The organism is Pseudoprimorskyibacter insulae (assembly GCF_900302505.1).
In the GTDB taxonomy this organism is placed as follows: domain Bacteria; phylum Pseudomonadota; class Alphaproteobacteria; order Rhodobacterales; family Rhodobacteraceae; genus Pseudoprimorskyibacter; species Pseudoprimorskyibacter insulae.
Map to the genome: position 1 here is coordinate 250086 of NZ_OMOJ01000001.1, position 13517 is coordinate 263602.

Sequence of the window (13517 nt, forward strand, 5' to 3'; positions counted from 1 at the left end):
GGGAAAACGAATGCGCCGTCTGCGAAATATCAAGATCGTGGCCACTCTGGGGCCTGCTTCGAACGACTATGAAATGATCCGTGCCCTGCACGAGGCTGGCGCTGACGTGTTCCGCCTGAACATGAGCCACGGCACACATGACGACATTCGCGCGCGTCACGCGATCATTCGTCAGGTGGAAAAAGATCTGGACACCACCATCGGTATTCTGGCCGACCTACAGGGGCCGAAGCTTCGCGTGGGCGAATTTAAAAACGGCTCGGAAGAGCTGGTAGAAGGCGCGACGTTCCATCTGGATCTGGACGACACGCCGGGTGACATCAACCGGGTGCAATTGCCCCACCCCGAGATTTTCGCCGCATTGGAAGATGGCACCACGCTGTTGGTGAATGACGGCAAGATCCGCCTGAAGGTGGAACATGCCCGCGAAACCAGCGCGGTTTGCACCGTCGTCGCGGGCGGTACGATTTCCAACCGCAAAGGCGTGAACGTGCCGGACGTGGTTTTGCCGCTTGCGGCCCTGTCCGAAAAAGATCGCGCCGATCTGGAATTTTCCGCCGCTTTGGGCGTCGATTGGATGGCGCTGAGCTTTGTGCAGCGTCCCGAAGACATCCTTGAGGCGCGGGAACTGGTCGCGGGCCGCGCGGCGGTTCTGGCCAAGATCGAAAAGCCTTCGGCTGTAAAAGCCTTCGATTCGATCCTTGCGGTCTCTGATGGCGTGATGGTCGCCCGTGGCGATCTGGGCGTTGAACTGCCGGTTCAGGCTGTCCCGCCGATCCAGAAACAACTGATCCGCAAATGCCGCGCCGCCGCCAAGCCGGTGATCGTTGCCACGCAGATGCTGGAATCGATGATTGAATCGCCGATGCCGACGCGGGCCGAAGTCTCGGACGTGGCCAATGCGATCTATGAAGGCGCCGACGCGATCATGCTGTCGGCGGAATCGGCGGCAGGCCAATTCCCGATCGAAGCCGTGACCACCATGAACAACGTGGCAGTCGAGGTGGAAGGCGATCCGACCTACCGCGAAGTGATCGAAGCCTCGCGGCAGGCAAAACGCGAAACCGTGGCCGACGGAATCGTTGCCGCCGCCCGCGAAATCGCCGAAACCACCGATGTTAAAGCCATCTGCTGTTTCACCCAGTCTGGCACGACTGCGGCGCTGGTTGCCCGTGAACGCCCGCGCGTTCCGATCATCGCAATGACCCCGCTGCGCGGAACGGCCCGCCGCCTTGCGCTGACATGGGGCACGCAATGCGTCCTGACCGGCGAATTGGAGCGATTTAAGCAGGCGGTTGTAAATTCGGCCCGTGCGGCGCGGACGCTGGGCTATGCCGGAGATTCCGACCAGATCCTTGTGACCGCAGGTGTTCCGTTCAACAAAGCAGGCACAACGAACATTCTTCGCGTGGCCCCCTGCGACGAACGTTTGATCTACAGCACCGACCCGGAGTAAGCTTTCCGCAGATGGAGGCTGCGGAATGAACTCTGATACTGCGATACTGCTGGGACTGTTCCTGTTGATCTTGGCCATTCCGGCCATCATTTCCGCTATGAGTGAGCGTCGCGCCCCTCGGGTTGCGGCGCTTGTTCTTATTGGCGGCGGCGCATTGGTCGTCTATGCCTTTCGCAGCAAAGAGGGCGGATATACCGCCGAAGAATTGCCGATGGTGCTCTATACGATGATCGGCAAGCTGATGCAGACGGCTTTCTGAGCCGTCTGGACCAAGTTACTATTGCCAATGCAAAGATCCGCACGTATATGGCGCGCTCAATCTGCGTGGCCGGCCAATGTGGCATGCCGAGTCGCGTGAACCGAAACCGTTCTTTCCAAGGAGACGGAAATGCCCAAGATGAAGACAAAGTCGAGCGCTAAAAAGCGCTTCAAAGTGACTGCAACTGGCAAGGTCAAGTGTGGCCAGGCCGGCAAGCGTCACGGGATGATCAAGCGCACCACGAAGTTCATTCGTGATGCACGTGGCACCACCACCATGAGCGCCCCCGACGCAAAGATCGTCAAGGGCTATATGCCCTACGACCGCTAAGCCAGCCTGAAGGAGAACACACATGTCCCGAGTTAAAGGCGGTACCACCACCCACGCCCGTCACAAGAAGGTCCTGAAGGCCGCCAAAGGCTACTACGGTCGCCGCAAGAGCACCTTCAAGGTCGCCCGTCAGGCCGTCGATAAGGCCAACCAGTACGCCACGCGCGACCGGAAGCAGCGTAAGCGGAATTTCCGCGCTCTGTGGATCCAGCGCATCAACGCGGCTGTCCGTTCGCACGACGAAGCGCTGACCTATTCGCGATTTATCAACGGCCTGAATCTTGCGGGCATCGAAGTTGATCGCAAGGTTCTGGCCGATCTGGCCGTTCACGAGCCCGAGGCATTTGCCGCGATCGTGGATCAGGCCAAGGCAGCCCTGCCTGCGGCTTAACCGATACGATCCACTTTTGGATTGAGCGCCGTAGGCCCCTGCCGGGTCTGCGGCGTTTTTCTTTGCCCCGGCCCCTTTTGCCAAATCGCGCGCGCCCCTGCGGGGCCCGCACAGGATAAGCCCGCCATGTGCCTTTGGCACCTAGCGGGCGGGTTGCGCCCCTTGGCCGTGGTCGGTACTGAGGCGACAAGCGAATTTCGGAGGATCAGATGGACGATCTGCGCGAGAAATACATTGCCCTGATTGCCGGGGCTGGCGACGAAGCTGCGCTGGAAGACCTGCGCGTTCAAGCCGTAGGCAAAAAGGGCGAGATCAGCCTGCAAATGCGCGAGCTGGGCAAGATGACGCCCGAAGAACGCCAAGTGGCGGGCCCCAAGTTGAACGCCCTCAAGGATGAGATCAACTCGGCCCTTGCCGCCAAGAAAGAGGCGCTGGCCGATGCCGCGCTGGATGAGCGTCTGCGGGGCGAATGGCTGGATGTGACGCTACCTGTGCGCCCGGTGCGCCAAGGCTCGATCCACCCGATCAGCCAAGTGACCGAAGAAGTGACAGCGATCTTTGCCGAGCTGGGCTTTTCGGTGGCCGAAGGCCCGCAGGTGGACAGCGACTGGTACAACTTCGATGCGCTGAACATTCCGGGCCACCACCCGGCGCGCGCCGAGATGGACACGTTCTATATGCACCGCGCGACAGGGGACAATCGCCCGCCGCATGTGCTGCGCACCCACACCTCGCCGGTGCAGATCCGCACGATGGAAAAGACCGGTGCCCCGATCCGCATTATCGCGCCGGGCCGTGTGTATCGTGCCGACTACGACCAGACCCACACGCCGATGTTCCACCAGGTCGAGGGCCTTGCCATCGACAAGGACATTTCCATGGCGAACCTGAAATGGGTGCTGGAAGAGTTCGTCAAAGCCTATTTCGAGGTGGACGAGGTCGAACTGCGCTTCCGCGCATCGCACTTCCCCTTCACTGAGCCGTCGGCAGAAGTCGATATTCGGTGTTCGTGGGAAGGGGGCCAGCTGAAGGTTGGCGAAGGCGACGATTGGCTGGAAATCCTCGGCAGCGGGATGGTGCACCCGAAGGTTCTGCAAAACGCCGGTGTTGACCCGAACGAATGGCAGGGCTTTGCCTTTGGCATGGGGATCGACCGGATCGCGATGCTGAAATACGGCATCCCCGATCTGCGCGCCTTCTTTGACAGCGACCTGCGCTGGCTGCGCCACTACGGCTTTGCCGCACTGGACACGCCCAACCTGCACGGCGGCTTGTCGCGCTAAGGGGCACCCATGCTATTCGATGCAGATCATAGCCACGACACAGAGGAACAGCGCCGGAAATACGCGGCTTACGAGATCGCCTATACGATTGTCGATTTCACCGCGGCGCTGTGCTTCATCTTCGGCTCGATCTGCTTCTTCTACGACAGCCTGTTGACACTGGGCACCACGCTTTTCCTTCTGGGGTCGCTCTGCTTTGCAGCCAAACCCACGCTCCGCCTGATCCGCGAATTCAGGCTGACCAGAATGAACAAAGCGGCCGCCCGACGGTTCAAGGAATAACGATATGAAATTCACTCTCTCCTGGCTGAAAGAGCACCTCGACACCACGGCCTCGGTTGATGAGATCAGCGACGCGCTGACCGATCTGGGGCTTGAGGTTGAAGGGATCGAAAACCCGGCGGACCGGCTGAAGGTCTTTACGCTGGCCAAGGTCAAGCACGCCGAGCAGCACCCCGACGCAGACCGTCTGCGCGTGTGTACGGTGGAAACCAACGCGGGTGAGACGCAGATCGTCTGCGGTGCACCGAATGCGCGGGCCGGGATCACGGTGGTTCTGGCCAAGCCGGGCGACTACGTCCCCGGCATCGACGTGACGCTGAGCGTGGGCAACATCCGCGGCGTGGAAAGCCACGGCATGATGTGTTCGGAGCGCGAGCTGGAGCTTTCGGACGAACATAACGGCATTATCGAACTGCCTTCGGGCGAGGTTGGTCAAAGCTTTGTTGATTGGCTGGCGGCGAATGACCCGTCCAAGGTTGATCCGGTGATCGAGATTGCGATTACACCGAACCGCCCCGATGCGCTGGGTGTGCATGGTGTGGCCCGCGATCTGGCCGCGCGCGGTTTGGGTAAGCTGAAGCCCTTGGCGCAGGAAAAGATCGACGGCACTTTCCCGTGCCCACTGGCCGTGACGATTGACGAAGACACCCGTGAAAACGGCTGCCACGTCTTCGCGGGCCGCTTGATCAAGGGTGTCAAGAACGGGCCCAGCCCGGCATGGCTGCAAGACTGGCTGAAGGCCGTGGGTCTGCGCCCGATCTCGATGTTGGTCGATGTGACGAACTTCTTCACCTATGACCGCAACCGCCCGCTGCACGTGTTCGACGCCGACAAGGTGAACGGCGCGCTGCGCATTCACCGTGCCAAAGGTGGTGAAACGATGGTTGGCCTTGATGAAAAGACCTACACCTTTGCCGAAGGCATGGTTGTCATCTCGGACGACAATGGCATCGAAAGCGTTGGCGGCATCATGGGCGGCTTGGAAACTGGCTGCACCGAAGAGACGGTGAACGTGTTCCTTGAGGCGGCGTTCTGGGACAACATCCAGATCGCGACCACGGGCCGTGGGCTGAAAATCAACTCGGACGCGCGCTATCGCAACGAACGCGGCATTGATCCGGCCTACAACATGCAGGCGCTGGACGATGCGACCAAGATGATCCTTGATCTGTGCGGTGGTGAGGCATCGGACGTGGTTGTCGCGGGCGAAGTGCCTGATGTCAGCCGCGCCTATAAACTGGACCCCAAGCGCGTGATTTCGCTGGTCGGTATGGAGATCCCCGAAAGCGTGCAGCGCCAGACGCTGACCGCGCTTGGCTTCCGTCTGGAAGGCGACATGGCGCATGTTCCGTCGTGGCGCCCGGACGTGCTGGGTGAGGCCGATTTGGTTGAGGAAGTCGCGCGTATTGCATCGTTGACCAAGTTGCAGGGCAAGCCGCTTCCGCGTCTGACGCCGGGCGTGCCCAAGGCGATCCTGTCGCCGATGCAGCGCCGTGAACAGTCGGCCCGCCGCACCACGGCGGCGCTTGGGTACAATGAATGCGTGACCTATTCCTTCATCGATCAGGCCTCGGCGGCGCTGTTCGGTGGCGGTGATGACCTGACCATGCTGGCCAACCCGATCAGCAGCGAAATGAGCCATATGCGCCCTTCGCTTCTGCCGGGTCTGCTGCAGGCGGCCGCACGCAACCAAGCACGTGGGTTCGCCGATATGGCTCTGTTCGAAGCGGGTCACGCCTTCCAAGGCGGTGAGCCGGAAGAGCAGCACATGCAGGTCGCGGGCATTCTGGTTGGTCGCACCGGCCCGAAGGACGTGCACGGGGCGTCGCGCCCGGTGGATGTGTTCGATGCCAAGGCCGATGCTGAGGCTGTGCTGGCCGCCATGGGCGCACCGGCCAAGGTTCAGATCCTTCGCGGTGCCGAAGGCTGGTGGCATCCGGGCCGTCACGGCAAAATCTGCCTTGGCCCGAAAAAGGTGCTGGGCGTCTTTGGCGAATTGCACCCCAAGGTGCTGAAGGCGATGGACGTTAAAGGCCCCGTTGTGGCCTTCACGCTTTATCCGGGGGAAATCCCGCTGCCGCGCAAATCGACCGCCACCCGCCCGGCGCTGGTGCTGAACGATCTGCAATCGGTCGAGCGTGACTTTGCCTTTGTCGTCGATAAGGACGTGAACGCCTTGGATCTGGTCAATGCCGCCGCCGGTGCGGACAAGGCGTTGATTTCCGACGTGCGCGTCTTTGATGAATTCATCGGTGGCAGCTTGGGCGAGGGCAAGAAATCGCTTGCCATTACAGTGCGCCTTCAGCCGACCGACAAAACGCTGAAGGAAAAAGACATCGAAGCGGTCGCCGCCAAGATCGTCGAAAAGGTCAGCAAGGCAACCGGCGGCACCCTTCGGGGCTAAGCCAAGCGCATTTAGAGTTCGACGGGGGCCAGTTTGGGCCCCCGTTTTGTTGGCGGGTGGCCATTTCGCGCTGCAATCGCCACTATGCGCCCAAATCAGGAGGAAACAGACCATGCTTAACGTTTACCTGTCGGGGGAAATTCATACCGATTGGCGCGAACAGATCATCGAAGGGGCGCGCGGTTTGGACATTACGTTCAGCGCTCCGGTCACCGATCACGCAGCCAGTGATGATTGCGGTGTCGAGATTCTGGGGGCCGAGCCGAACAAATACTGGCACGACCACAAGGGCGCGATGGTCAACGCGATCCGCACACGCAAGGGCATTTCGGATGCCGATGTCGTGGTGGTCCGCTTCGGCGAAAAGTACAAACAATGGAACGCCGCCTTTGATGCGGGCTACGCTGCCGCACTTGGCAAGTCTTTGATAATTCTTCAACAGCCAGATCACGATCACGCGTTGAAAGAGGTGGACGCGGCCGCATTGGCCGTGACCCGCACGCCGGGCGAAGTGGTCCGAATCCTGCGCTATGTCCTATCCGGAGCGCTTTGAAAAAAGATCCAGAGCGGTTTGAGGGGGAAGTTGACTCAATAATTAACCTTTATTCCGATCTTGGAATGCATCAGAAGGGCGCTCAGAAACAGCTTCGGTGGGGACAGACATGCTGAAGGAATTCCAAAACTTTATTGCTCGCGGCAATGTCATGGATATGGCCGTGGGTATCATCGTGGGCGCGGCCTTTACGGCCATCGTTCAGTCGCTTGTGAAGGACATGATCAACCCGATCATCGCCCTGTTCACCGGCGGCGTCGATTTCTCGGGGTGGTACTACACCCTCGACGGCAGCACGCATGCGTCGCTGGCCGCGGCACAAGAAGCCGGCGCGCCGGTTTTTGCAATCGGCAGCTTTGTCATGGCGGTTATCAACTTCCTGATCATCGCTTTCGTGGTTTTCTTGCTGGTCAAACTGGTCAACCGCCTGAAAGAAGCGGCGATTGCCAAAGAAGAAGCCGCAGTCGAAGAGGCCGCAGCACCTGCTGGACCGACCGAGGTCGATCTTCTGATGGAGATCCGCGACGCGCTTAAGAAAGGCTAAGCCTTTCTGAAAAGGTAAGTAGATAGTGAATTGTTTGCGGGGCCTGCCATTTTGGCAGGCCCTTTGCCGTTTACAAATCCAGTGGCCGGTGGCCAGATGCGCCGCATGACACAGCCCCCTGACAAACTTCCCATTTCTGCGCTGATTGCGCTTTATTTTGCGGGTCTTTGCGCGGCGACTCAGTTCGCCAAGGTCTCAGTCCCATTTGAGGCGCTGCGGGATGCCTATCCCGAGGCAGGGGCGGAGCTGGGGTTTCTGGTGTCGATCATCAGCTTTCTGGGCGTGGTTCTGGGCCTGTTCGCGGGCATCGTCGTTTCGCGGGTTGGGTTTCGGCGGCTGCTGATCGCGGCGCTGTTGTTTGGTGCGATCCTGTCCGGGGCCGAAAGCCTTCTGCCGCCGTTCCCGGTCATGCTGGCGCTGCGGCTGCTGGAGGGCGCGTCGCATTTGGTGATCGTCGTTGCCGCGCCGACACTGATGGCGGTGATTAGCCCGGCGCAGTATCGGCCCGCCGTCATGACGGTTTGGAGCACGTTTTTCGGGGCTGGGTTCTTCCTGATGGCATGGCTGGGCACGCCCTTGGTCGCCAGCCACGGATTGCCGGTATTGTTGCACCTGCATGGCTTGGCGATGATCGTTGTCGCGGGTGCGCTGTGGCATGTGTTGCCGCGTGGGGCGGTGCCGGTTTCAGACGAACGGCTTAGCCTGCGCATGGTTTTGCACCGGCACCGCGCGGCCTATCGCTCGCCCAGTGTGGCCGCGCCTGCGATGGGGTGGCTGTGCTATACGCTGACCTATGTCGCGCTGTTGACGGTGCTGCCGGGGCAGCTGAGCGAGGCTGACCGCGCATGGGCCGCGACGCTGATGCCGGTGGCGGGGATGGTTGTGTCGATGACTTTGGGCATGGTGTTATTGGTGCGTATCCGGGCGGTCAGTCTGGTGACAACGGGCTTTCTGTTGGCGGCAGGGATGACGCTGGTCCTGATGGCGCAGTCGTCGTCGGCATGGTTGGCGATTGGCCTGATGGCCATGCTTGGGCTGGTGCAAAGCAGCAGTTTCGCCGCCATTCCGCAACTGAACCCCGATCCAAATGACCAAGCGCTTGCCAATGGCGCGATGGCGCAGATGGGCAACTTGGGCAACACGCTTGGAACGCCTTTGTTGCTGGTACTGCTAGAGGTGGGCGGCGTGCCTGCGATCTATCTGGGGCTTTGCCTGTGCTATGTGCTGGGCGCGGGGTTGCACCTGGCTCAGGCCCGCCGTCGCCAAAGATTGGCCTGACGGCCCAAAGTCTGCATTGCAGCCCTGGCCGCGCTATGGCCTGATAAGCGTGCTTTACTTGGAGTGACCATGGCCCGGCCCACCGACGCAATCGACCTAGACGAAATGGACCGCAAACTGCTGCGCGTGCTTCAGCGCAAAGGGCGGATATCCAATGCCGATCTGTCGGAAGAGGTGAACCTGTCACCATCTGCCTGCCACCGCCGGGTGCAGCGGCTTGAGGCGACGGGGGTCATTCGCGACTATGTTGCGTTGGCGGATGCGCGAAAGCTGGACAAGCCGACGACGGTGTTCGTGGAAATCCGGCTGGCAGGGCAATCGGATGACGTCTTGCAGGCCTTTGAGGCGGCTGTGTCCCGTGTGCCCGATATTCTGGAATGCCACCTGATGGCCGGAACGGCGGATTATTTGCTGAAGGTCGTTGCCGCCGACACCGAAGACTTTGCCCGCATCCATCGCCAGTATTTGGCGCGCCTGCCGGGCGTTGCGCAAATGCAGTCGAGTTTTGCGCTGAAGACGGTCTTCAAGACCACGGCCCTACCGGTCTGATAACCACGACCAGACGCCCAAGGGGACTGTGGCCGTTTTGCACAACTTTTCGGGGTTCGGGCGCGGGCGTTAACATCGCGGCAAGCTCTGCCGATCATTATGTCTAGGCGCTGTTTCTAGGTATTTGAGAGTTGTCCCGTGGGTTTCGTCATCTCGGCGCAAAACAACCAGTTTTCGACCGCGACCGGTGCCAACGTGAATATTGTGCCGGGTTCGTCGCGTTTTGATGCTGCGCCCAGTACAACCTCCAACCTGACGATCACCACGAAGGATGCCGATCTAGACCCCCGGTCGTTCAACATCGGCGCGACCTACGATCTGCAATATACCAATTCGTCAGGCACTGTGATCAACGTCGTGAACGCAGGCGTCGCTCGAAGCGATGCCGTCGGCGCAGGTGGTATTGTTGTGTTTTCCGGGCAAGACCAGTTTGGCGGGACGGTGCATCTGATTTGGGCCCCCGATTTTGATTTGCAGGGCTGGTACAACACCAATTATTCAGAGGCGGCCCCGCCGCAGTTTTTCAACACCGATCAGAACGCGGCCTACACCCACACATATATCTGCTTTGCCGGAAGCACCCAGATCTGTACGCCGGACGGTTTGGTGAAGGCAGGGCAATTGCGTGTGGGCATGGAGGTCAGCACCTGGAACGGCCCGCCGCGGCCCATCAAGTGGCTGGGCCGTCGCCGTGTCTCTGCGCTTGGCCCGTCAGCCCCGGTGCATTTCGCGACCGGCAGCATTGGAAATCACGCGCCGCTGCGCCTGTCGCAACAGCACCGGGTGATGATCCGCGTGCCGCGCAATAGCTCTGACCTTGGCGTGACGGAATTGTTGGTGCCCGCCAAGGAATTGGTGAACGGCAAGTCCATCACGATCCGCAGCGGCGGTGAGATCACCTATGTGCATATCCTTTTGGACCGGCACGATTTGGTGATCGCCGAAGGCAGCCCCTGCGAAAGCTTACTTCCGGGGCCTGAAGCCAAGACGATGCTGCAAACCAGCGAAGACCGCTCCGCGTTCCATGCGGCGGTGGACAACCGGGCCTACCACCCTGTGCGCCCACTGCTATCGGGCAAGGCGGCACGGCGGGCTGGGCGGTCGCGGGTTGAGTTGCCTGAAAAACGCGGCAACCGCGCCATCTAATGCGCATTCCAACGGCGGCTGTGGGGTGATACAACACTGAAACAGCGCAAAGATTTGCCATCACAAATATTTTAAACAGTGATGTTACGACGCGAGCCTATTCCTACAGGAGACCGAGAATGCCCGACAGATCCGACGACCAGCCCCTTGATTGGCTAGAGGCGGAGTTGCAGGACTCGCTGGATGAAGATTACGAGATTGAGTTTTCTGAGCCGATGCTCAGTCAGGAAATCCGCAAGATTTACCGCGACAACCATCCCGACCTGTTGGATCGCAAGACGTATTTCCGCAACCTGCTGCGCCTACAGGCTGAACTGATCAAGCTTCAGGACTGGGTGGAACATACAGGCGCTAAGGTTCTGGTCATCATGGAAGGCCGGGATGCTGCGGGCAAAGGCGGGGTGATCAAACGCATCACACAGCGCTTGAACCCCCGTGTTGCCCGTGTGGTGGCCTTGCCCGCGCCGTCGCGCCGCGAACAAAGCCAGTGGTATTTCCAACGCTACGTGCCGCACTTGCCTGCGGGCGGTGAAATCGTTCTGTTTGACCGGTCATGGTACAACCGCGCCGGGGTTGAACGGGTGATGGGCTTTGCTTCGGCCGATCAGGTTGAACAGTTCTTTCAGGACGTTCCCGAATTTGAACGGATGCTGGTCCGGTCGGGGATTATCTTGCTGAAATACTGGTTCTCGATCACCGACGAAGAACAGCAGATGCGATTCCTGATGCGGGTGCACGACCCGATGAAACAGTGGAAGCTGTCGCCGATGGACCTGCAATCGCGGGTCCGCTGGGAACAGTACACCAAGGCCAAGGAAGACATGTTCGCCCGCACGAACATCCCCGAAGCGCCTTGGTACATTGTCGAAGGCAACGACAAGAAACGCGAACGCCTGAATTGTATCGAACATCTGTTGTCGCGGATCCCCTATACCGAGGTGCCGCATGAAAAGGTGGCGCTGCCGGATCGGGTCTATAACCCTGACTATGAACGCCGGGTTTTGCCGGATGCGCTCTACGTTCCCAAGGTGTACTGATCCGCGCACGGGGCGCTTGTGCAACAGCGCCCCGTCGTTGCCATCCCCCGATTGCGATGCTGCCTGACAGGGCGGCGCGGCGGCGCTAGGCTTGGCCCATGCCTTATTCGGATTTGCCCCCATCAGCCTTTTGGAAACTGTGCCGCGATGCCGATGATTTTCGGCTGGCAGATCTGTATCAGCCGAAATTCGCGCTGGAACCCGGAATGCGGATCGCCACGGCGGGCAGTTGCTTTGCGCAGAACATTGCGCGCTATGTGCGTGGCTCGGCCCTGTCGCTGGTGGATGTGGAGCCTGCCCCCGCCTTGATGCCCGCCGATGTGGCGCGGCGGTTTGGCTATGGCCTTTATTCGGCGCGCTACGGCAATATCTACACTACGCGGCAGCTGCGCCAATTGCTTGAGGATGCCGAGGCAGAGCAGGTGCACGGTTGCGCGATCTGGGCGCGGGTGGATCGCCTGTTCGATGCGCTGCGTCCGAATGTCGAACCAGACGGCTTTGCCAGCGAAGCGGCGCTGCGTCGCCACCGGCTGTCGCATCTGGCTTTGGTGCGCCAGATGTTTGCCGAAACGGATGTGTTTGTCTTTACCCTTGGCCTGACCGAATGCTGGGAGGATCGGGCGACGGGCCGCGTGTTCCCCACCGCACCGGGGGTGATTGCGGGACAGTTTGATGCAAACCGCCACGGGTTCTTAAACCTGACGTCATCGCAAAGCCGCGCGGATCTTGACGCGGCGATTGCGCTGATCCGGTCCATCGCGCCGCATATCCGTATCTTGCTGACCGTGTCGCCCGTGCCGCTGACGGCCACGGCGGCGGGCCAGCATGTTTTGACCGCCACGACCTATTCAAAATCGGTGCTGCGGGCTGTTGCGCAAGAGGTCGCGGATCAGGACGACCGCATCGACTATATGCCGTCCTATGAGATCATCACCGGCAGCCCGTTCGCAGCACAGTTCTACAACGACAATCTGCGGACCGTGACGCAGGCGGGGATAGATACTGTGATGTCTGTGTTCTTTGGCGCGCATCCCGGTTTGGGCGATGTGCCAGCGCCGGTCATGGCCTCGGCCCCGCGCGGGGCAGAGGGCGACGCCCCCGACGAAGCCATCTGCGAAGAGGCTCTGCTAGAGGCGTTCGCCAAGTCATGAAGCTATGCCTGATTGGAAATTCCCACGCCGGGATGCTGATTGCCGCCCATCGCAAGTTTGGCCCGGCGGGTCTGGATCTGACGGTCTTCGCCAAACCCGCGATGGAGCCTGAGGATGCCGCGTTGGACGGTACGGTTTTGACCGCCAAGACCGACGCAATGCGGGACCGGTTGGCGCAAATGGGCACGCCGGATCACGTAGATTTGGCCGAATTCGATGCCGTGGTATTTGTCGCTATGTCGATCTCGGTCTTCACTGGGCTGCGGATCGCGCAGGCGCATCACGTCGAAGGCTGGCCCGGTCGGGGGAATGCGCCCTTGGCTGAGCTGTCCAGCGCCGCCTATCGCACCAGCTTGACGGCTTTGGCCCAAGACAGCCTGCCGGGCCGAATGGCGACGGCGTTGCAGGGTCAGATCAACGCGCCAATCTTCATCGTCCCGCAGCCCTGTCCGGCTGAGGGGATCTTAACCATGCCGCGCCGCTTTCCGCTGTTCGCGCGTCTGGCGAACGACGGAAACGGCCCGGCCCTGTTGGCCGATCTTCGCGCCGGATTAGAGGCGGCGTTTGCAGGCGTGCATCTGCTGCACCAACCGGAAGACACGATTGCCCATGGGTTTCTGACCCGGCAGCGGTTTAGCCGCGGGGCCGTGCGGCTGAACGTTGATGCCAGCCTGCCGCCGGATGATTTTGTCCATGCCAACGCCGGGTACGGGCGAGTTGTTCTAGAACGGATCACGCCCCAAATTTCATGAAAATTGGGTTAAACCCTGATTTAAGTTAAGCAATTTCAAAGTGTTATTTTAACACTTCATTGACCGAGCATCCGCAAGATCACGCCTTGAGGGCATCAGATC

The 13517-nt window shown here is 60.4% G+C and carries 15 protein-coding genes; all 15 read left to right on the forward strand.

Annotated elements, in window-relative coordinates:
* Positions 1–10: 10 nt before the first annotated feature.
* The 15 genes from pyk (at position 11) to PRI8871_RS01380 (ending at position 13415) form a co-directional block, all read left to right on the forward strand.
* Positions 11–1456 carry a pyruvate kinase gene (gene pyk, locus PRI8871_RS01310; protein WP_108884382.1) on the forward strand — a complete coding sequence of 482 codons (1446 nt, stop codon included), beginning with the start codon at positions 11–13 and terminating at the stop codon, positions 1454–1456.
* 25 nt (positions 1457–1481) lie between these two features.
* Positions 1482–1715 carry a hypothetical protein gene (locus PRI8871_RS01315; RefSeq protein ID WP_108884383.1) on the forward strand — a complete coding sequence of 78 codons (234 nt, stop codon included), beginning with the start codon at positions 1482–1484 and terminating at the stop codon, positions 1713–1715.
* A gap of 129 nt (positions 1716–1844) precedes the next feature.
* On the forward strand, positions 1845–2045 hold the full coding sequence (gene rpmI, locus PRI8871_RS01320) for a 50S ribosomal protein L35 (RefSeq protein WP_108884384.1): 201 nt from the start codon (positions 1845–1847) through the stop codon (positions 2043–2045).
* A gap of 22 nt (positions 2046–2067) precedes the next feature.
* Positions 2068–2436, forward strand: coding sequence for a 50S ribosomal protein L20 (gene rplT, locus PRI8871_RS01325; RefSeq protein WP_108884385.1), 369 nt, complete (start codon positions 2068–2070; stop codon positions 2434–2436).
* 209 nt (positions 2437–2645) lie between these two features.
* Complete coding sequence (gene pheS / locus PRI8871_RS01330) at positions 2646–3719, forward strand: phenylalanine--tRNA ligase subunit alpha (RefSeq protein ID WP_108884386.1); 1074 nt, start codon at positions 2646–2648, stop codon at positions 3717–3719.
* 9 nt (positions 3720–3728) lie between these two features.
* Entirely contained in the window at positions 3729–4001 is a 273-nt protein-coding gene (locus tag PRI8871_RS01335) for a YrhK family protein (RefSeq protein ID WP_108884387.1), read from the forward strand.
* A 4-nt stretch (positions 4002–4005) separates the two neighbouring features.
* Positions 4006–6405, forward strand: a complete 2400-nt coding sequence (gene pheT / locus PRI8871_RS01340) for a phenylalanine--tRNA ligase subunit beta (RefSeq protein ID WP_108884388.1) — start codon at positions 4006–4008, stop codon at positions 6403–6405.
* 112 nt (positions 6406–6517) lie between these two features.
* The gene (locus PRI8871_RS01345) at positions 6518–6958 is read left to right on the forward strand and encodes a YtoQ family protein (protein WP_108884389.1); all 441 of its coding nucleotides are present in this window, start codon (positions 6518–6520) and stop codon (positions 6956–6958) included.
* A gap of 109 nt (positions 6959–7067) precedes the next feature.
* Positions 7068–7502 carry a large conductance mechanosensitive channel protein MscL gene (gene mscL, locus PRI8871_RS01350; protein WP_108884390.1) on the forward strand — a complete coding sequence of 145 codons (435 nt, stop codon included), beginning with the start codon at positions 7068–7070 and terminating at the stop codon, positions 7500–7502.
* A 105-nt stretch (positions 7503–7607) separates the two neighbouring features.
* Complete coding sequence (locus tag PRI8871_RS01355; protein ID WP_181389339.1) at positions 7608–8780, forward strand: MFS transporter; 1173 nt, start codon at positions 7608–7610, stop codon at positions 8778–8780.
* A 90-nt stretch (positions 8781–8870) separates the two neighbouring features.
* On the forward strand, positions 8871–9329 hold the full coding sequence (locus tag PRI8871_RS01360) for an Lrp/AsnC family transcriptional regulator (protein WP_108885168.1): 459 nt from the start codon (positions 8871–8873) through the stop codon (positions 9327–9329).
* 138 nt (positions 9330–9467) lie between these two features.
* Positions 9468–10475 (forward strand): Hint domain-containing protein, encoded by a 1008-nt coding sequence (locus tag PRI8871_RS01365; protein WP_108884392.1) that lies wholly within the window; start codon positions 9468–9470, stop codon positions 10473–10475.
* Between the two features lie 119 nt (positions 10476–10594).
* Positions 10595–11512, forward strand: a complete 918-nt coding sequence (gene ppk2 / locus PRI8871_RS01370; protein ID WP_108884393.1) for a polyphosphate kinase 2 — start codon at positions 10595–10597, stop codon at positions 11510–11512.
* A 98-nt stretch (positions 11513–11610) separates the two neighbouring features.
* Complete coding sequence (locus tag PRI8871_RS01375; RefSeq protein ID WP_108884394.1) at positions 11611–12663, forward strand: GSCFA domain-containing protein; 1053 nt, start codon at positions 11611–11613, stop codon at positions 12661–12663.
* A 32-nt stretch (positions 12664–12695) separates the two neighbouring features.
* Positions 12696–13415, forward strand: a complete 720-nt coding sequence (locus tag PRI8871_RS01380; RefSeq protein ID WP_219928984.1) for a hypothetical protein — start codon at positions 12696–12698, stop codon at positions 13413–13415.
* Positions 13416–13517: the final 102 nt, after the last annotated feature.

Bases quoted from the DNA above. Each gene is read 5' to 3' on its own strand.
- pyk (WP_108884382.1), top strand. From the start codon at position 11: ATGCGCCGTCTGCGAAATATCAAGATCGTGGCCACTCTGGGGCCTGCT.
- PRI8871_RS01315 (WP_108884383.1), top strand. From the start codon at position 1,482: ATGAACTCTGATACTGCGATACTGCTGGGACTGTTCCTGTTGATCTTG.
- rpmI (WP_108884384.1), top strand. From the start codon at position 1,845: ATGCCCAAGATGAAGACAAAGTCGAGCGCTAAAAAGCGCTTCAAAGTG.
- rplT (WP_108884385.1), top strand. From the start codon at position 2,068: ATGTCCCGAGTTAAAGGCGGTACCACCACCCACGCCCGTCACAAGAAG.
- pheS (WP_108884386.1), top strand. From the start codon at position 2,646: ATGGACGATCTGCGCGAGAAATACATTGCCCTGATTGCCGGGGCTGGC.
- PRI8871_RS01335 (WP_108884387.1), top strand. From the start codon at position 3,729: ATGCTATTCGATGCAGATCATAGCCACGACACAGAGGAACAGCGCCGG.
- pheT (WP_108884388.1), top strand. From the start codon at position 4,006: ATGAAATTCACTCTCTCCTGGCTGAAAGAGCACCTCGACACCACGGCC.
- PRI8871_RS01345 (WP_108884389.1), top strand. From the start codon at position 6,518: ATGCTTAACGTTTACCTGTCGGGGGAAATTCATACCGATTGGCGCGAA.
- mscL (WP_108884390.1), top strand. From the start codon at position 7,068: ATGCTGAAGGAATTCCAAAACTTTATTGCTCGCGGCAATGTCATGGAT.
- PRI8871_RS01355 (WP_181389339.1), top strand. From the start codon at position 7,608: ATGACACAGCCCCCTGACAAACTTCCCATTTCTGCGCTGATTGCGCTT.
- ppk2 (WP_108884393.1), top strand. From the start codon at position 10,595: ATGCCCGACAGATCCGACGACCAGCCCCTTGATTGGCTAGAGGCGGAG.
- PRI8871_RS01375 (WP_108884394.1), top strand. From the start codon at position 11,611: ATGCCTTATTCGGATTTGCCCCCATCAGCCTTTTGGAAACTGTGCCGC.
- PRI8871_RS01380 (WP_219928984.1), top strand. From the start codon at position 12,696: ATGCTGATTGCCGCCCATCGCAAGTTTGGCCCGGCGGGTCTGGATCTG.